17 protein-coding genes are annotated in these 18,495 nt (G+C 50.3%); 4 read left to right on the plus strand and 13 right to left on the minus strand.

The window, feature by feature from the left end; genetic code table 11:
* From GS12_RS19525 to GS12_RS19585, 13 genes are all read right to left on the minus strand, one after another.
* A partial coding sequence (locus GS12_RS19525; RefSeq protein ID WP_034949922.1) for a DNA topoisomerase III occupies positions 1–1,941 on the minus strand: 1,941 nt, incomplete at its 3' end.
* Between the two features lie 14 nt (positions 1,942–1,955).
* Complete coding sequence (locus GS12_RS19530) at positions 1,956–2,531, minus strand: hypothetical protein (RefSeq protein WP_052118535.1); 576 nt, start codon at positions 2,529–2,531, stop codon at positions 1,956–1,958.
* The gene (locus GS12_RS19535) at positions 2,528–3,271 is read right to left on the minus strand and encodes a PFL_4669 family integrating conjugative element protein (RefSeq protein ID WP_034949926.1); all 744 of its coding nucleotides are present in this window, start codon (positions 3,269–3,271) and stop codon (positions 2,528–2,530) included. The genes GS12_RS19530 and GS12_RS19535 overlap by 4 nt, the downstream gene beginning before the upstream one ends.
* A gap of 324 nt (positions 3,272–3,595) precedes the next feature.
* Positions 3,596–4,654: a DNA cytosine methyltransferase gene (locus GS12_RS23595; RefSeq protein WP_034949927.1), complete on the minus strand. Its 1,059-nt coding sequence runs from the start codon at positions 4,652–4,654 to the stop codon at positions 3,596–3,598.
* The gene (locus tag GS12_RS19545; RefSeq protein WP_034949930.1) at positions 4,654–6,456 is read right to left on the minus strand and encodes an ATP-dependent nuclease; all 1,803 of its coding nucleotides are present in this window, start codon (positions 6,454–6,456) and stop codon (positions 4,654–4,656) included. The genes GS12_RS23595 and GS12_RS19545 overlap by 1 nt, the downstream gene beginning before the upstream one ends.
* Before the next feature lie 246 nt (positions 6,457–6,702).
* Positions 6,703–7,971, minus strand: coding sequence for an STY4528 family pathogenicity island replication protein (locus GS12_RS19550; protein WP_034949932.1), 1,269 nt, complete (start codon positions 7,969–7,971; stop codon positions 6,703–6,705).
* Between the two features lie 136 nt (positions 7,972–8,107).
* Positions 8,108–8,371, minus strand: coding sequence for a ParE family toxin-like protein (locus tag GS12_RS19555; RefSeq protein WP_034949935.1), 264 nt, complete (start codon positions 8,369–8,371; stop codon positions 8,108–8,110).
* On the minus strand, positions 8,368–8,997 hold the full coding sequence (locus tag GS12_RS19560) for a DUF2857 domain-containing protein (RefSeq protein ID WP_034949938.1): 630 nt from the start codon (positions 8,995–8,997) through the stop codon (positions 8,368–8,370). The genes GS12_RS19555 and GS12_RS19560 overlap by 4 nt, the downstream gene beginning before the upstream one ends.
* On the minus strand, positions 8,990–10,705 hold the full coding sequence (locus GS12_RS19565; protein ID WP_034949940.1) for a ParB family protein: 1,716 nt from the start codon (positions 10,703–10,705) through the stop codon (positions 8,990–8,992). The genes GS12_RS19560 and GS12_RS19565 overlap by 8 nt, the downstream gene beginning before the upstream one ends.
* A gap of 2 nt (positions 10,706–10,707) precedes the next feature.
* Complete coding sequence (gene dnaB-PI / locus GS12_RS19570) at positions 10,708–12,096, minus strand: SPI-7-type island replicative DNA helicase (RefSeq protein ID WP_052118536.1); 1,389 nt, start codon at positions 12,094–12,096, stop codon at positions 10,708–10,710.
* A 2-nt stretch (positions 12,097–12,098) separates the two neighbouring features.
* Positions 12,099–12,479: a hypothetical protein gene (locus GS12_RS19575; protein ID WP_034949943.1), complete on the minus strand. Its 381-nt coding sequence runs from the start codon at positions 12,477–12,479 to the stop codon at positions 12,099–12,101.
* Positions 12,476–13,387: a ParA family protein gene (locus GS12_RS19580; protein WP_052118537.1), complete on the minus strand. Its 912-nt coding sequence runs from the start codon at positions 13,385–13,387 to the stop codon at positions 12,476–12,478. Before GS12_RS19580 ends, GS12_RS19575 begins: the two co-directional genes overlap by 4 nt.
* A gap of 231 nt (positions 13,388–13,618) precedes the next feature.
* Positions 13,619–14,503, minus strand: a complete 885-nt coding sequence (locus GS12_RS19585; RefSeq protein ID WP_200884541.1) for an SDR family oxidoreductase — start codon at positions 14,501–14,503, stop codon at positions 13,619–13,621.
* A gap of 82 nt (positions 14,504–14,585) precedes the next feature.
* Here GS12_RS19585 and GS12_RS19590 point away from each other — a divergent pair, with 82 nt between their 5' ends.
* From GS12_RS19590 to tnpC, 4 genes are all read left to right on the plus strand, one after another.
* Positions 14,586–15,173 carry a TetR/AcrR family transcriptional regulator gene (locus GS12_RS19590; protein WP_200884542.1) on the plus strand — a complete coding sequence of 196 codons (588 nt, stop codon included), beginning with the start codon at positions 14,586–14,588 and terminating at the stop codon, positions 15,171–15,173.
* 980 nt (positions 15,174–16,153) lie between these two features.
* Positions 16,154–16,546: an IS66-like element accessory protein TnpA gene (gene tnpA / locus GS12_RS19600; protein WP_031594182.1), complete on the plus strand. Its 393-nt coding sequence runs from the start codon at positions 16,154–16,156 to the stop codon at positions 16,544–16,546.
* Entirely contained in the window at positions 16,543–16,890 is a 348-nt protein-coding gene (gene tnpB, locus GS12_RS19605; protein WP_031594183.1) for an IS66 family insertion sequence element accessory protein TnpB, read from the plus strand. Before tnpA ends, tnpB begins: the two co-directional genes overlap by 4 nt.
* A gap of 49 nt (positions 16,891–16,939) precedes the next feature.
* Complete coding sequence (tnpC, locus tag GS12_RS19610) at positions 16,940–18,478, plus strand: IS66 family transposase (RefSeq protein WP_031594184.1); 1,539 nt, start codon at positions 16,940–16,942, stop codon at positions 18,476–18,478.
* Positions 18,479–18,495 lie beyond the last annotated feature (17 nt).

Genomic DNA, 18,495 nt, shown 5'->3' on the forward strand with positions numbered 1-18,495 from the left:
GGTCGGGTAATTGATACATCCCCAGAAAGCCCCGCTCCCTTTTTTGCCAGCGCGTCGGCGCATCGCCCCGCCACACCCTGGGCAAAGTGGAGAGGGCGGAGCCGTGAACTTAACCACCTGCGCTTTACCCTGTTCTACCAGGTGACCCGTCCACTGCGCCTGGCGAACCATAAACGTTTCCAGCGTCATCTGCCCCTGAGCAATGTCGTCCAGCGCCTGTTCCCACAACGCCGTCATGCCCGGGTTCGTCAGGGCCGTCGGCAGCGCATCCATCAACTCGCCGGCGATGGGCGTGGAGAGCAAATATTTGCCCTTTCTCTCCAGATAACCGCGTTTAAACAGCGTTTCCAGGATACCTGCTCGTGTCGCTTCGGTGCCCAGGCCAGCGTTTTCTTTCAGGACTCTTTTTAGCTGGGGATCGCTGACGAACGCCGCCGCATTTTTCATGGCGGCGATCAGCGTCCCATCGGTGAAATGACCCGGGGGTTTTGTCTGCAGTGTTTTGAGTTCAGCTCCAGCCACCGCGCAGGGCTCTCCTTTGACAAGGGCAGGCAGCCTGGCATCTTCCGTATCGGTCTGTTGGTCTTGCGCCTCACTCTCATCCCGCTGGAATACGCTTTTCCAGCCCGCTACCACCTCGACTTTTCCACGCGTACGAAACAGCTGACCACCAATATTGAAGGTGGCTTCAGTCACATCGACTTCATGTAACGGCAGGAACTGCGCCAGATAATGCAGGCGTATCAGCTGATAGACCTTAAGCTCGTCGGCAGAAAGCTTGCTCAGGTCGAATGGCTGTTTGGTCGGGATAATCCCGTGGTGAGCCGTGATTTTTTTGTCATTCCAGATACGCGAGACAAACGTCGGATCAAGCGTCGCGACGGTGGTGGTCAGGGTTGGGTCTGTGCGGATAGCCGCCTCAAGCACATCAGGTATTTCTTCCCGCATTGAGGTCGGCAGATAGCCACAATCCGTACGCGGATACGTGGTTGCCTTATGCGTCTCGTAGAGGGACTGAGCAATACCAAGCACCTGATTAGCGCTCATCCCCCATTTACGCGAGCAGGCCTGCTGCAGCGTACCCAGGTCAAATGCCAGAGGCGCGGACTCTTTCTTGCGTTCCGTACCGACTTCAAGCACAACCGCATTACCGGTTTGCTGGCACAGCTTCATCACGGCTTGCGCCACATTTTGCTGAATACAGCGCTTCTCATCATCACAGTAATTGGCTGCGGGCACCCAGTTCGCCGGGAAGTGGATACCCTCTTTCTGCAACGTGGCCTGGACCTGCCACCAGGGTTTGGAGACGAAGTTGGCAATGTCACGGTCACGATTCACCACCAGTGCCAACGTGGGCGTCTGCACCCGGCCAATGGATAAGACTTCACCGTACCCCTGTTCCCGGGCTTTGAGCGTGTAAAGCCGGGTCAGGTTCATCCCGGTCATCCAGTCAGCCCGCGCGCGAGCCAGACCCGCCAGATACAACGGTGCCGTATCTTCCCCCGGGAGCTTATTTGCCAGGCCGTAGCGAATGCTCGCCTCATCCAGCGCCGACAGCCAGAGCCGCTGAACAGGTCCGGTGAAGTGACAATACTCCAGCAGCTCGCGTGCGATGACTTCGCCCTCACGGTCAGCATCCGTAGCAATCACCACCGAATCGACCTGCTTTAGCAGGCTGCGGATAACGGCAAACTGGTCGGCGGTCTCTTTTTTTACCGCCATTTTCCACTGTGCTGGCATGATGGGCAGCACGGATCCCCGCCAGGGCGCGCCATACTGCTCGCCATAGGTTTCAGGCGGCGCCTGCTCAAGCAAATGACCAATGGCCCAGGTCACAATAACGCCCGATCCGCTCAGGTAGCCCTGTTTACGCTGGGTTGCCCCCAGGATGGCACCAATATCTTTGCCCTGGGATGGTTTTTCACACAGGTAGAGTTGCATCAGACCGCCTCCCGCTAGTTTATCTGCCCTGTAGCAACCAGCTGCAGCTGCTTCATCAAACGTCCCAGGTAAGCATCGGTCAGATGCGAAACATCCGGAGAGCTGTAGGTCACGTTCAAACGGCTGCCGGCAGCGGATTTTTCTACTTCCAGCACCAGACGGTCATACCCTTTCCATTCCTGCCCCATTTTGTAATAGCTGCCCTGTGCCGCTGACCAGACCGGGCGTGCTTCATCAATCGAGCTGGCGCTCCAGTCTCCGTACTGGTCACGTTTACGCAGGCTTTCCAGTTCTTCCGATGAGATAAACTGATAATGGCTTTTCAGCCGTGCGGCGGCGGTATCAACGTCCACCGGAAGGGTATAAACATAGCGAACATCCTGACGTGGACCCGTGTTACCGGCTCTGGTCATCCACGTCATATCCCCGTCGCCTGAATTATCCACGCGACCGCTTGCCAGGGAGTGTGCTGCATCACTGATTTTTTGATTCCACTCAGCCAGATCGGTGCCAGCGCAGCCGCTTAAAAGCAGTGCGGCGCAGATAATAGCGGGCGAAGGTAAACCGTGAGAGGAGGCGCGGCGAATCATACTTCTTCCCCTTTTTTCTCAGAAGAAGCGGAAGCTGGAATATCTGCATGACGCAGCGGAGGGGAGAATGCGGAGCGTTTGGTACCGTTCAAAACATCAGCATCAGGCGCACCTAAACGTTTTATCGCATCAATCCCGGCAGGCGTTTGCAAACGAAGATCTTCACGCGTCACGGCGGCAAACCGGTACTGTTGTACCACGCCATATACCTGACGGACCCAGTGGCCGCCCTGCTTTAGTAAGTCATCCCGTTTCTGACGTGAAATCAATCCGTAATGCCATGCCTGGAACGCTTTCATCGCCAGCTGATCAAACCCGATAAGCAACCAGACACAGCGATATCCCAGCGGCGTTCGGCTAAATACGCCAATGTTCAGCGGAGAAACAGAGGAAATTTCAGAGATCGTGACCTGATCGGGCAAGCTGGATACGATTTTCTCCAGCTCCGCCACTGCATTTTGCAGCCGAGTGGTACCGCGTTCAATCGCCTGTTCCAACAATAGCATGGCGCTATCGGCGTACGGGTTATCACTATTTGAATCAGCATTGATTTTCCCCGCCCGGGCAATGACCTGAGGCATGCTGACTATTTGCGGTTTATCTGTCTCTTTCTCTTGCTGACGGCCTCCCCATAACAGGATCGCATACTGTGTATGCAACTGAATGGTTAGCGTCGATTTCAGCGCCCCGGCTCTCGCCGGTGTAGGCTTGCTTTGCGTTTTGTCTGATGTATCTGCCATTTGCTCACCCTTCTGACTATTGAGATATTTGGCTTGAAATAGTCTCGGCAGGGGCATAATGCAGCAATTCAAAACTCTTTTTGGTTTGTGGATAGAAAGCCTGGGAATAATGACTGCTCATTTCTTGAGCTTGTTGGCAGTGCCAACAAGGTTACTTTTTAACCATGTCTTTTTAAATAGTGATAGCAACTCTCCAGTATTTATTTTCTCTTAATCAACGCTGGATAATTCGTTGCTAAAGGAGGAGCACAGAATGACTAAAAATGGGTGGCTACATGAACTAAATAGTTGTGGCTGTAACAACTGTAAAATTTGAATTAATAATTAACGAATACAACTTTTCAGAAATATTTCTACAATCTCTCGTCCAATAACTTCAGCCATCAATGGCGGGACTGCGTTACCTATCTGTCTAGCTTTAGATTGCAATGACCCAAAAAACTTATAATCTCGAGGGAATGTTTGCAAGCATGCAGCTTCACGCACAGAAAGTGCACGATTTTGCGCGGGGTGACCGAACCGACCGTTTGAATAACTGATACATTTTGTCGTTAAGCTACTTGCGGGTTTATCCCAGCTAAGACGTCCATAAACATCAGTGTGCCCCGTGTGATGTTTATGGCATTCAAGCAATAATCGCTCTGGCCAATGTTCTCGCCCCCCTCCTTCTGGAGTAGCCTTAATTCTTTCAATATTTAACGATGATAATTTTGCAGTTTCGTGATCATCAATATTTGGATGAACACTGCCAGCATCTACATCTGGTAGATCATAAATCCAATCCCTTACTGTTGAATAGGGATTAATTTTCCCATCGTGGGTCGCTAACGGTAACCTAACAGAACCATGCTTTGACGCAACTAATACTAAACGTTCTCTCTTTTGGGGAACACCGAACCATAATGCTGGTAATATCTTGTATTCATAGCAATAGCCCAATTCTTCCAATGTATCAATAAACCCCAGAAAAGGTCGTGATTTCTTTGATACTTTTTGGATGCCTGGAACATTTTCAACGAAAACAAAATCAGGTAAAACACCTCTAACAAAACGAGAAAACTCGCTTAATAAGTCAATGCGCGGATCATCATCTTTTTTATTCTTATTCTGAGATGAAAAAGGCTGACAAGGGGCGCACCCTGAAAATAGGATATAATCATCCTTATGGGAATTGCCATTTATAAACCCAAGAATATCAGATACTGGTAAATCTCTTATATCTATATTTAGAAAATAGGATTTAGGAAAGTTTATTTCAAACGTCTTGCCTGCATCCTTATTTATATCAACACCAAAAACTATATCCATCCCTGCTTGTTTAAAGCCTTGACTTGTACCACCACACCCAGAAAAGAAATCAAAAACTTTAATTTTCTTTTTCATTATTTCTTCTCGCCATGATCATTATCCTTCCTAATACTACCACAATCACCAAAACTTGTAATTAAGTTTTTTATATTAACTAAGTCATCAGAGCTGGATTTAATTCTACCAATAATTCGTCTTTGTGTATTAAAAATATCATTAGATGTACATTCATCATTATCTAGATCTAATTTACATAATTCTTTAAAAATTTCCTTTTCTGGGAGTTCGCCCTCAATAGAGTCAAGCATTGCTCGATAATCCGATGGGATATTGTCAAGTATAAATTTCTCTGGAGTGCTCATTGGTAAATACGAGACATAATGGTATATGTAGTCAATAAAATTTCTTTGCGCTTCGTATAGTGCATCTTTATTCGCTTTCCCGTTATTACCATCCACAATAAATTTAACATCACACCCCATCATAGATTTTATTTTATCACCGAGGGTATTATTTTCCATCTGTGAGATTGATGAAGAAATAACAAAATCTACATTTTTATTTTTATCTCCATCCAATAAAAATATAACATCCTTATTTTTCGCCATAGAAAATGGAGCCATATACCCTTTTATAATTGCATCTGCCCCACCCGGTATAAACTTAACGTCGAACTGAGATGAAAAAGCTTTACCTTTTTCTTTTATAGCCTTTTTAACTATCTCTACAGCTAAACAATCCTCCACAAAGATTGTTTTTTTGTTAAGCTTACCTCCTAAATGGAAAAAAGCCTCCTCTGGGCTTACGTTTGACATAATGTCAATTTTATTGGACATATCACTAACGTGGAATAATTTTATAGCATCTTTAGGTAGCGAATTTATAATATTAGATGAATGCGTTGAAACTACAATCTGATGTTTTTTCTTTATACACTCATCAATAAGAAAATTGACTAATCTTTCTTGTGCACCTGGATGTAATGACACTTCCGGCTCATCTAATAATATAAGCGAATTTGATTCAGAACTGATAACCTGATCAACCAACATAATAACCGCAAACTCACCACTACCAGCAAATGCCTCTGAATAATCTAAGTGAGATGTCTTTAATATTGCAGTATTTGATTTAACATTGAAAAATGAATGCGTCACCAACCTAACACTACTGTACTCTCTTCCTAAAATTTTAGAGACATGCTCAATTCTTTCTTTATCAAATAATTTATTAGAAAAAATCTTATTTTTCCCATATCTGTCATAGGAGCTCTTCTGCCCATCAATCACTTTACGTAAGTGAAAAGATTCTCTTCTGATAAAATCTTTTTTTGATAAACTACCTACTTTATTTCCATGATAGAAAAACTTGTCAAATGCGCTAAGCTGAGATCTGAAATCAATATAAACAACCTTTTTATCAATCGCCTTCCATCTTGTCTTGCTTCTATTGCTGGATTCTTCTCCCTTCTGAGGAGGATTCATTCCATCAGCCGTTAAAGGACGAGAGGGCTCCCAATAATCAGGATCTCTGTCTTTTTTTATTCTTGATTTTATTACCTCAACTATCTTTTTTGTATCTTTATCGTAATATCCATAGATAATCCTGGAACGACCACCATCTTCGATAGGATCAACGCTGGTTGAAAACCAGAGATTACCTAAGCTATAACCATTAGGCGTACCATATAACGCCTTTAAAACAGAGCTTTTATTTGTTCCGTTCTGCCCAACAAGAACAGTAACGGGGAAAGAAAAATCAATTCTAGCCCCCTCTGCTAAATTTTTATAAAACGGAAATCGAATATGACGAATAAAGGGTTCCATTTTATTAGCATTTAATAAACCACGGAGGCTACTTTCTTTTTGACCATCCATCTTTTGGTGATTCTCCTTTATTCACAGATGGTAGCGTAAGCACAACGCTAATCATGTCAAATGTCGACCGATGTTAAGGGAGCGCAAAATGCCAGCATACCGTATTCATAAAGGCATACTATACCACCAGAAAAAATGAGAATGTACTGTGCTCACCAACACCTTAACAATTTTTTCATGTTACTTTTTAACCTTGTTGGCAGTGCCAACAAGGTCACTTTTCATACAGCCAATTAAATTTTCCATTCACATCCTGTTTTTCACACGGCCCATTTCCTGACGCAGCTTTGCGACAATACCGCTGACATGCTCCCGCGAAGCGGCCTGCTGGCGAACGGAGGCCGGTGCTTTTGTCGGTGCCACAGGACGTGATATCCCAAGTCTGTCGGGTTGAGATGACTTCGCCACCGCAAAGAGCTCACCGTTGCGGGCGCGCTTAATCACCGTCAACAACCAGGCGGTAGGATTATTCAGGCTCCCCCTGGCCATCACCTGAGCAAGGCTCTCCAGTACCTGCCCGGCAGCCTCGGCAGGCAACGCCCTGAGCTGAGTCGTGATTTGTCGGTGATCGTCCTCGGACATGCTGCGCTGCAGTTCGGCAGGTAGTGCCGGTACGTACGTTTTTTTATTCACACTCTGTGTGAAAGAACGTACGTTACAGTTCGGTTTAGCAAAATCCCGGTAAGTAACTGATTCCAGAATGAGTTCGGAAAGCGAACCCGGTATTTCCTGCCCCAATTTTGCACTGAGTGCGGCATCCGAACTGGGCCTGAATTGACTGAGTTCGGTATCCGAACCGGGTGATTTATTACCGGATTCGGTTAGCGAACTGCGCGAATTTTTCTCCCCAGGGGAAATACGTTCCGACATCTGCTGAGGCGTTTGCGGTGCGCTCAGACGTTCAGCGATAGCCGCCATTTGAGAATGATGATGACGCATCGTCGGATCGCTCTGGATATCGGACAGCACGCTCCAGGCCGTCTGATTAATGGTGCGATTCTTGTGCGCGCTGGCCGTGGCAACCGTATCAAGCCAGGTCGGATCCAACGTCTCGGCATCGCGTGCTGAAAGCGGTTCATCGTGCTGCGCGTAGATATTTCCCCGCACCCGGCCTTTATTGTCACGCACGCGTCGACACAGGCTCAACCAGCCGGTAAGACGTAACATTAGCAGCACCCGGCTGACGGTCTCACGGGAGGCTTTGCCGTTAAACGGCGATGCCAACTGCAACTGCAGCTCGTCATAGGTCGGAAATACCGCCCCCTGATTTTGTTGCGCGTACAGGCGGATCATTATCCACGCGGTTTTATCCAGCGGGGACAGGCGTGTGTCCAGCAGTAACCGACGAGGTATGGAATCATGCACGTTACCCATAAAAAGCAGGCCGCTGCGCAAATGGGTCACATCGGTGATACCCGTATGTTTTTCAGCGCCTATTCGCTCCGCTAGGCGGGCATTCATTTGTTCGAGCGTAAAAGCGATCAGGTCGTTATCAGGGGTTCTGCTTATGCTCATCGATTTTGCACATCCTTATTACGCAGACCACGCCCCTCAGGGCGCGGACATGAAACAATTATCGTGCATACATGACTGCACATAGCCTGACGGCACTCAGGCCTGCACCCGCGAAACAGGTGCAGGGTGAATTTCATCACTTCCACAGTTCATTGTTGTAGCGTTCGTGGGTCAGCAGTTCCCAGTCAACACCACTGTTGCGGCTCAGCAGACGCCAACTTGCGCCAATATCGATCTTCATCCAGGCACGCCCGGGTGCATGCTTGCCTTTTACATGGAGATTCTTATAGTTGCGTTCGCCGCGACGAAAGCGTTTAACCTGCTCTTTCGCCTTTTTCTGACAGGACGGAGGTGCCGAACGTGGTGCCTGCAAACCCGGCATTAAGATCATAGGTTTCATGCAAGCCTCCTTGTGTTTCCTCCCTGCGTACTGCGTTGTGTACGAACCGCCTGAATCGCTTTCCTGTCGGTGGGGGTCTGGGAGACCTCAAAACCGCGAACGGCATGCCAGACGGCAGTCAGGGAGATATCCATCTGCTCGGCCGCGAGCATCATGACATCCAGACCGTCTGCGCTCGAGGGATCGTCAATGTCGGCTTTTTGCCACTGACGCCACAGCGCAGCGTTATCTTCATCACTGAGCGCCGCGCAACGCCCCTGACGGATAGTGATACCCGTCATACGCCGACGCGCCGCAACCTCAACGGTGGAGAGACCGAAGTAGTACTGCATCATTTCGATAGATCCGCCCAGTGCGAGCGCACGATCAATACGCTGCATTCGCTGCTGTTCACGGCGCGCATGCTGCAGCATCAGTGAAAAGTTCTCGTGATGGATTTGAAAAGTCAGCACGGATACCGGACTGTTCAGCAGATAATGCAGGTCTTCAACGGTCAGGCCGTGTAGCAGCTGCATTTCTTCCGTTGTGAGCCCCAGGGACTCACAGCGCCGGATGTAGCCCGATTTCAGTTCCATCACCAGTTGAGTAAGCAGGCTGTTGGTCGCCTGCGATAAGCTGTTACTCATGGTTATTCTCCTTTTCAGTCACCGACAGTCCACGCTGCAGCTCACGCAGACGGCGTATCACACGGATCAGGCGCATCAGCTTCACGGTATGAATATCGTCGAGCAGCGGTAAATCGGCGGGATTATCGGAACCAGTAAGCGCTTCGCTCAGTGAGCAAGCGTTGGTGCCAACAATGCTGTTGCCGGTAAGGGCGAGGAGCAGAACAGCGAACCGTGAAGGTCGTTCGACAGCCAACGCGTAGCCGACAGCCCGTAAATCCGCTTTATCCGCTTTGATTTCAGCTTCACAGCCCACCACTTCCGCCAGTTCAAACGCTAAACGGAATGTCATCACCTGCAGATGTTCAATATCATCCTGCAGCGCGGGAATCGCCCAGATGGCGGCGACAGGCTCAAGGCCAACTTCAGCGAAAGCGACATCGGAAGGCGCGGTGATATCGGGTTGAAGTGCTGTTGTTGTATCAGGGGAAGAACCAGCCCGAACGTGAAAATCAGGTGTGGTCTCTTCTGTAAGGTAGGAAGTTTCCGTGGCGGGGAGCGTTTCCGTTTCTCCAGACAGTACCGGAGGCGCACCGTAAAGATCGTGTTGAGTCTCGACTCGTGGCGCATTAAGGGTTGGTACAGTCTCCTCCTGATACTCAGCTGACGCGTTGTCAGGCTCGTTCAGGGTGCTGGCCAGCGCGGAAAGAGGAGCATCGCCAGAATGCTGATATTCAGGCACCTGAGGCAGTAATTCACCGGTTTCTTCCTGCTGAAACGCTGACGGGGTGGGGATTAACGAAGGATTACCCAGATGTTTGCGGCGATTTTGCTCTTTTGGATCGAGTTCCAGTAACCAACGATCATAATTGAGCGACGGATGTGGTAGCGCTTTGACAAGCGCGCCAATCAGTTCATCACGGAACATATCCAGCGAATACGCGTCAGGATCATCAAATTGACCGCAGACCGAACCAAAAACCTTGTCAAAAGAGGTATCAACAGCAACCTCACTGGAAAACAATTTCCATGTTTTTTCCGCATCGCCGCGCAAAGCCAACAGGTGTCTTATCTGCGGCGATCCCAGCCCTGACTCCAGTAGCGAAGGCATGAATGGATAAAGGTATTTCACCGTATCTTCCATGCGGCTAATACCCGAGAAGTGAATTGGATAACCCTCTGTGGCCAATAACGCAGACAGTTCTCGCAGGGTTACCGATTTACCCAGATCTTCTTCATAAATTGAGCGAGCCTGCTTAATCCCCAACGCTTTTTCAATAAAGCTGAGATCGCCACGCACTTCGTTCTCGGCAAGGTGACCTATCACACAGGACAGGCGACCCGGCCACGGCTTGAACACGCATGAGAAACGGTGAAATCGTTCCTCTCCCGTTTCCTGCCATAATTCGGACAGTATGGCATAGCGCGTATTCCCGCCATCGCTGAAGAAGTACCCCAGCTCAGGGCGTTCCGGATCGCGCGTAACTTTCGGTACCGTATCCAGCCCCCTTGCCCGGATAGACTCTTTGATTTCCTTATATTTAGGGTTGCGGGAGGTTCGGGGATTATCAGGGAAAGGATTGACTTCATCTAATGTCAGAACCAACGGCATTTCACTGACGGGGATCTCTGACACGACAGGACCAGATGGTTGTGTGCCAGTCGCGGTGTTGCCCTGCTGCAGCAAAGCGCTGCTCAGGTCGATAACTTTGCTTTTTGCACGCGCCATGCTTACCCCCTCCCTGAGCTGTTATCCGGGAGGTCGCTGAACGCGGTGAACTGCCCTTCAAATTTAACACGGAGGGTGCCCGTCGCCCCCTGACGCTGTTTGCCGATGATAATTTCAGCCACGCCCGCATCGTCGGAATCAGCGTTATAAACTTCATCGCGATAGATAAAGGCAATGACATCAGCATCCTGCTCCAGCGCGCCTGAGTCACGCAGATCCCCATTGAAGGGACGTTTATCAGCACGACTTTCCAGCTGGCGATTCAGTTGGGACAGCGCCACCACGGGGCAGTCAAGCTCCTTAGCCAATGCTTTCAGACTGCGGGAAATTTCTGCGATTTCCTGCGTGCGATTTTCCTGACCGGGACAGCGCATCAGTTGCAGGTAATCCACCATAATTAAGCCGGGTTTACCGTACAATCGGGTATAACGCCGTGCGCGGGAACGTAACAGTGCAGGGGTCATAAATGACTCATCGTCGATTATCAGACGGTCATTCCACGGCACCATTTGCTGCATGGCATTGAAAATACGCGCCCAACTTTCATCATTTAGCTGCCCATTTCGCAATAACGAAAGCTCAACTCGCCCTTCCATTGCCAGGAGCCGCTGCAACAGTTGCGCCCGCGGCATTTCGAGACTGAAACAAAAAGCTGGCTTGTCCGATCCGCGAAGAGCTCCTGAACAACAGGACAATGCAAACGCCGTTTTCCCCATGGAGGGCCGTGACGCGATCAAAATCAAATCACCGGCCTGTAAACCACAGGTAATCATATCCAGCTCCGAAAAACCGGTCGGCGTCCCGGTAATGCCACTACCGCCGGTCACCGTCTCAAGGTGGTTTACTACTGCGCCTAGTCCATCAATCAGGCTGACATTTTGCTGCGATTGCGTTTGCTCAGACAGCAGAAACAATTGTTGCTCAACTCTCTCTGTCAGTACGGAAGATTCGGCATGTGATCCCGCCGCTTCCGCACTTAACTCGCGCCCTAACCGTATGAGCGCGCGCAGACGACTACGCTCAGCGACAATACTGGCATAGGCAATAATGTTAGCGGCGCTCGGGGTGTTTTTCGACAGCTCGGCCAGGTAGGCAAAACCACCGACCTGCTCCAGACGGTTATTCGCTTCCCCGGATACTTTCCGCTGCTCCAGTGACTCGGATAATGTGATCAAATCGATAGGTTGCTGGCTGGCTATAAGTTGCGTCATCGCCTGAAAAATGCGGCGATGCACCGACGAATAAAAATCGGTATCCCGAATCAAGGGCAGCACGTCGTCCCACCGCTCGTTAACCAACATCAACCCACCAAGCACAGCTTGCTCAGCCTCATACGAGCAGGGAATATTCATCTCAGCCTCGGCGATCGGATGGGGAATAACATTAGACATACTCATACCCGGACCTCCCGCAATGCATGCTCCAGAGCCTCACGGAGTCGAGCAGAAGCGACCAGAATCAGAGGTTGAGTATCATAAATTGCCGTCCCTTCCCCCCAGCCACTCTCAAGCAACGGCATACCTGGCGGTACTTGCGTCCCCAGGGCCATATCGCGTAGCTCTTTCTTATCCCAGAGATTATAAAATTCGATACGTGCCGGCTGGTCGTCCCACATACTTGCTTTGCCAATTCCCCACTCTTCAGCCAGCCGCTCGTAAATGCGCGCTTTCGCCGTCTCCTGATCCGGCGCATCGACGAAGACATGAACTTCGTCCTGGTATTTATAGGTGTTAATTGAATAAGCGACAGCGCGCCAGATCAGGTTGCGATTCATGAACCCACCTCCTGAGTCAGCACGTCGTCAAAATGGGTCTGCCATTCAGGAAAGAGTTCGCAGGCCAGACTATGCATAGTGATGGCAGCCGCTGGCGTAGAGGTGCGTGTAGTCGTTTTTTCGAGGCGATGAACGGGCTGGCCGCAGGCATGGCCCATTTTGTAGATTTCAAGCTTGGGAATGATGGTGCTGAGAAGTGAAACATCAAATACGTCAGCGCGCGGATATTGTCCGTTTTTAATGATGCCTGACAGGCTTTCCAGCGTTTGCCCGTCCAGATTGGTGTATTCCATACAGTTGGTCAGGATACGAATACGCGGCAAAGCAATGCCGTAGCAGACCAACGGTAATAATCCTTCCATCAACCCCAATGTGCCACGTAGAAATTCGCGAGTGTCCGGCAGTATAGGTTTGATAACACCGACCGCGAATCCCGTGCTGGCCAGCAAGATAAGTTCCAGCATCACCGACGCTGCGCCTTTAGAGTCGATAATGATGACGTCGTACCCGTTGAATAACGGATGCTGTAGCACATTACGCAGACGCATACGGCCATCGGGGGCATGCAACATAGCTGAGGGCAAACGGTCGTGGGGGTCGTTGGAAACAATGATGTCCAGATTCCGGATGACGGAGCGTGAGATGATCTGTTCCGGCTGGTTGAGGTCGACTGTCTTCATCAATAGTTCGTACAAACCATTAGGCGCTTCGTATTCCAGGGAGAAGATACTGCTGGCAGTAGGTTGGGAGTGGTCACCGTCAATGAGGAGGGTCTTTTTGCCTGCATCAGCGAGGAAGCCGGCAAGATTGGCACTTTGTGTTGATTTACCTTCACCGCCCTTGGTTGAAACCATAGGAACGATTTGCGGTTTCGCACTGGCAGAGGCTTTTGTGGCGATATTTTCCATGTGTACACTCGAATAAATTATTCGATACGTACAAATTCGATCCAAAAACTATTTTCACACTGCGATAGTCAACTTACTCACGAGGAGAGGATTGAAAATCCCCGTGTCCTTGGTTCGATTCCGAGTCCGGGCACCACTATTCCTTTTTTATGCCTCCTTATAAACCCCTATATTGTTGTGATTCAATAAGTTGGCGTAAAAACCCTTTCCGATGCGTTTTGCTTTATCCCTTCATGGATGTAGATTTTCTAGATCTTCCAGTAACGGTGTATGTTTCAGATGCCATCCAAGAATTCGCTGTGTATAGGTGCTTGAAGACGGCTGATCGGTCGCGAAAACAGGCCCAAGAGGACCGTACGTTTTGGGTGGCACAGATTGGACAGGCAGATTAAGGCGCCTGCCAATTACTGTTGCGATATCACGGACACGGTCGCCCTCTGTCCCGACAGCGTGCCAGACAGTACCGGGATCTGCTTTTTCAAGCGCCAGCCTGAATAAAACGGCAGCATCCAAAGCATGTACAGATGGCCAGCGTTGTTCACCATCTCCGGCATAGCCTGACACTCCCGACTCGCGGGCAATTCTTGTCAAAATGCCAGCAAAACCACCGTTACCGTTGTTGTGGACGGTACGCGGTAGGCGTACGGCAGAAACACGTAAGCCACGTTCGGCAAGCGAAAGTGCTGATATGACTGACTGAGCACGTCCACCGACCGGCCCCTTAACAGAGAATGGGTCACTTTCCACTGAAGCCCGGCCAGTGACATGGGGAGTACCTGAAACAACTACAAGTGCTTTATTACAGCCAACCAGCTCCTCGCTCAGTGTTTTCAGAGCGATACTTTCTTCTTTCACTGCATCCGCCAGCTCTGTTGCATTGGTGAATCCATTAGCAAAAGCCAGAGAAATCACACCATCAGCCTCGGTTGCTCCTCTGCGAAGCACATCAAGTGAACGTAGCGATCCCTGCAAGGCCTCGCCTCCCGCTTCCTGAATGGCTTTGGCAGCCGATTCCGAACGAGCCAGCCCAACCACGCTGTGTCCATTTTTAATGAGTTCCTTGACCACAGCAGCTCCAATAAGTCCTGTACCGCCAGTAATGAATACCCGCATCATATATTCCCCGTTTAACGTCATAGCGTGATAAAATACACATCGTAATGACAGCATATGACATTACATTGCTTAATGACAGTTTATGACATATCGAGTGCTATTTTATATGCCAAAAAACCCAGAAGATGCCCGTAAAAAACTCCAGTATGCAGCAATGAAATTGTTTGCTGAAAACGGCTATGATGCCACTACAACAGCACAGATAGCTGCACTGGCAGGGGTTACGGAGAGAACTTTTTTTCGGCACTTCCCTGACAAACGTGAAGTGCTCTTTTTGGGGCAGGAAGTTCTTACCGCAGCACTCGGAAAAGCTATTGTTGCAGCCTCACCAGAACTTTCTCCATTAGAGGTAATGCAACAGGCATTTTTCTCCGTAGCCGGACTTATTGAATCTAACCGACCGTATTCAGAACCGCGGCGGAAAATTATTGCGCAGACTCCGGCATTACAGGAACGCGAGATGACAAAGCATCTTGTTATGATAAAACAGCTTTCTGTGGCTCTGAATCAGCGTGGAGTCTCTACATCTGATGCCGATTTTGTGGCTCAAATCGGGTTTGTCATTTTCGGTCATGCACTGGCTGGCTGGTTTGCAGATGTCTCTTTAAGTCTGAAAGACTATATCAGTCAGGCTTTCGATGAATTTAGATTTCTTTCTGAACGCCGATGAATGAGACGTAAAAGTAGTATGTTGATCGCCAAACCCTGCAAAAAACCGGAGAAACCGAGGTTCACGGTGTTAATGAAGGCTTCCCGGGGACAGATCCCTTTAAATGTATCCTGTGCGGAGACCTGCTGCGTTTTTCCAGTACCCGGACCGAACCTCGACCCCGACCGTATTTCAGAGTGCCAATGACCGCGATGCCTTGATCGTTTCTTACTACCTGTTCAGGTTCAAAATAGTGTCCGGGAGCCAGCAAAATCTCATCCTCTTTACTTTCCTGGCTCTGAAAATTCGGTGAAGTGATTTCCTCTGTGGTTTGTAACCCCTGATTGTTCGACAAAAAAATGATTATTCAGAAGTGTCTGTTATACCTGTGGTGATTCAGTACTGATGTTGTCAGTGAACCTTCATGAGGGGTTGCGCAATCATGTTGAATGAAATGCATCAGTGCCCTACGTAGAGTCACACAAAGCGTATTTAAAATGGTAATCGTCCTGCGGAAAATTTTTCATTAAGTTTATCCATCAGGAAGGCTTCCAGTTTTTAAGCGCATCATGACGAAGCAGCTCTTCAACGCCGGCAAGATGAGTTCTTATCTCGCCCATATTCTCAGCAGGTGTTTTCATGCCTGAAAACACGCGCCGGTATAAAAGGCTTTGATAACCGCCACGATGACTGACTCTTGGTGTCTTTAACCGATCGCGTTGAACTGTTCGGAACATGTGCAGTACAGCATCATTATGTTCTTTAAATACAGGGTCGTGCAGATGGTGTTCCAGCGTGTTCTGAAATTCTTTCTCCCGATCCGTACGCAGATCCCGTCCCTGAACCGCACTCTCAACGGAGGCACTCTCTACCCACTGGCGGATGAGAGCAGGTTTATCAGCAGTAGCCGTAAGCGTACAGCTTGAACCGTCTGGTCATAATCTGATGCATCCGACAAAGTGGTGTCCACCAAATAAGTAGTGGGAACCAAAGTGTCAGATATGCAGAAAAATGTAACTCCCGGCAGGCGTAAGGGCTGCCCTAATTATTCTCCTGAGTTTAAACATCAGCTCGTTGCCGCCTCCTGCGAACCCGGGATATCCATCTCAAAACTGGCGCTTGAAAATGGCATTAACGCCAATCTGTTGTTCAAATGGCGTCAGCAGTGGCGTGAAGGTAAACTCCTGCTGCCTTCGACAGACCTTCCCCAGCTACTTCCTGTAACACTCGACGCCCCTGCTGGACCACTGGCGGTGCAGTCAGAACTGCCAGCAGAAGAGCCGGAGACCCTCAATATCACCTGTGAGGTGGCATTCCGGCACGGAACGCTCCGCCTCAACGGAACTGTCAGCGAAAAACTCCTGACTCTTCTGATACAGGAGCTCAAACGGTGATCCCGTTACCAACAGGCACCAAAATCTGGCTGGTTGCCGGTATCACCGACATGCGCAACGGCTTCAATGGTCTCGCCACAAAGGTGCAGACGATGCTGAAAGACGATCCGATGTCCGGCCATGTCTTCATCTTCCGGGGCCGCAGCGGCAGTCAGGTCAAACTGCTGTGGTCTACCGGTGACGGGCTGTGCTTGCTGACAAAACGGCTGGAGCGCGGCCGCTTCGCCTGGCCGTCAGCACGCGATGGCAAAGTGTTCCTGACGCCGGCGCAGCTGGCGATGCTGATGGAAGGTATCGACTGGAGACAGCCAAAGCGGTTGCTGACATCCCTGACCATGTTGTAGGCCTCTTTATCCTGGTTGTTGCAGAATAAGCCTGGTAAAATATGGGCCTATGAATGACACCTCTTCTGACGACATCCTTCTGCTGAAACAGCGCCTGGCCGAACAGGAAGCGTTGATCCACGCCCTGCAGGAAAAGCTGAGTAACCGGGAGCGTGAAATAGACCATCTGCAGGCACAGCTGGATAAGCTCCGCCGAATGAACTTCGGCAGTCGTTCCGAAAAGGTCTCCCGCCGTATCGCACAGATGGAAGCTGACCTGAACCGGCTTCAGAAAGAAAGCGATACGCTGACTGGTCGGGTGGATGATCCGGCAGTGCAGCGTCCGCTGCGTCAGACCCGCACCCGCAGACCGTTCCCCGAATCACTCCCCCGTGATGAAAAACGGTTATTACCCGCAGAACCCTGCTGCCCGGAGTGTGGTGGCTTGCTGAGTTATCTGGGTGAGGATGCAGCCGAACAGCTGGAGCTGATGCGCAGCGCCTTCCGGGTTATCAGGACTGTACGGGAAAAGCATGCCTGCACAAAATGCGATGCTATCGTACAGGCACCTGCGCCTTCGCGGCCCATCGAACGGGGCATCGCAGGGCCAGGACTGCTGGCCCGCGTGCTGACCTCAAAGTATGCAGAGCACACACCGCTGTATCGCCAGTCTGAAATATATAGCCGCCAGGGCGTGGAACTGAGCCGCTCACTCCTGTCAGGCTGGATGGATGCGTGCTGCCGGTTACTGTCACCGCTGGAAGAGGCGCTTCAGGACTATGTGCTGACTGACGGCAAGCTCCATGCTGATGACACGCCTGTCCCGGTGCTGTTGCCAGGTAATAAGAAAACGAAGACCGGGCGGTTGTGGACCTACGTTCGTGACGACCGTAACGCCGGGTCAGAGCTGGCGCCGGCGGTGTGGTTCGCTTACAGCCCGGACAGAAAAGGCATCCATCCGCAGACCCATCTTGCCGGCTTCAGCGGTGTGCTGCAGGCGGATGCGTACGCCGGGTTCAACGAGCTGTACCACAATGGCCGGATAACGGAAGCCGCCTGCTGGGCTCACGCCCGCCGGAAGATCCACGATGTGCACGTCCGCACCCCGTCAGCCCTGACGGAAGAAGCCCTGAGGCAGATCGGTCAGTTGTACGCCATAGAGGCGAATATAAGGGGAATGCCGGCAGAGCAGCGGCTTGCTGAACGTCAGCAGAAAGCGAAACCGCTGTTGAAATCCCTGGAAAGCTGGCTGCGTGAAAAGATGAAAACCCTGTCGCGACACTCGGAGCTGACAAAAGCGTTCGCGTACGCACTTAACCAGTGGCCGGCACTGACGTACTATGTGGAAGATGGTTGGGCCGAAGCAGACAACAACATCGCTGAAAATGCCCTGCGGACGGTCAGTCTGGGTCGTAAAAACTTCCTGTTCTTCGGTTCTGACCATGGTGGTGAGCGGGGAGCACTGCTGTACAGCCTGATCGGAACGTGCAAACTGAACAGCGTGGATCCAGAAGGCTACCTCCGCTATGTGCTTGACGTCATCGCCGACTGGCCGGTCAACCGGGTCAGCGAACTGCTACCCTGGCGCATCACACCGCCAACTGAATAACACATCCCCGTCAATAC

Origin of the sequence: Erwinia oleae (assembly GCF_000770305.1) — a bacterium.
Lineage (GTDB): Bacteria > Pseudomonadota > Gammaproteobacteria > Enterobacterales > Enterobacteriaceae > Erwinia > Erwinia oleae.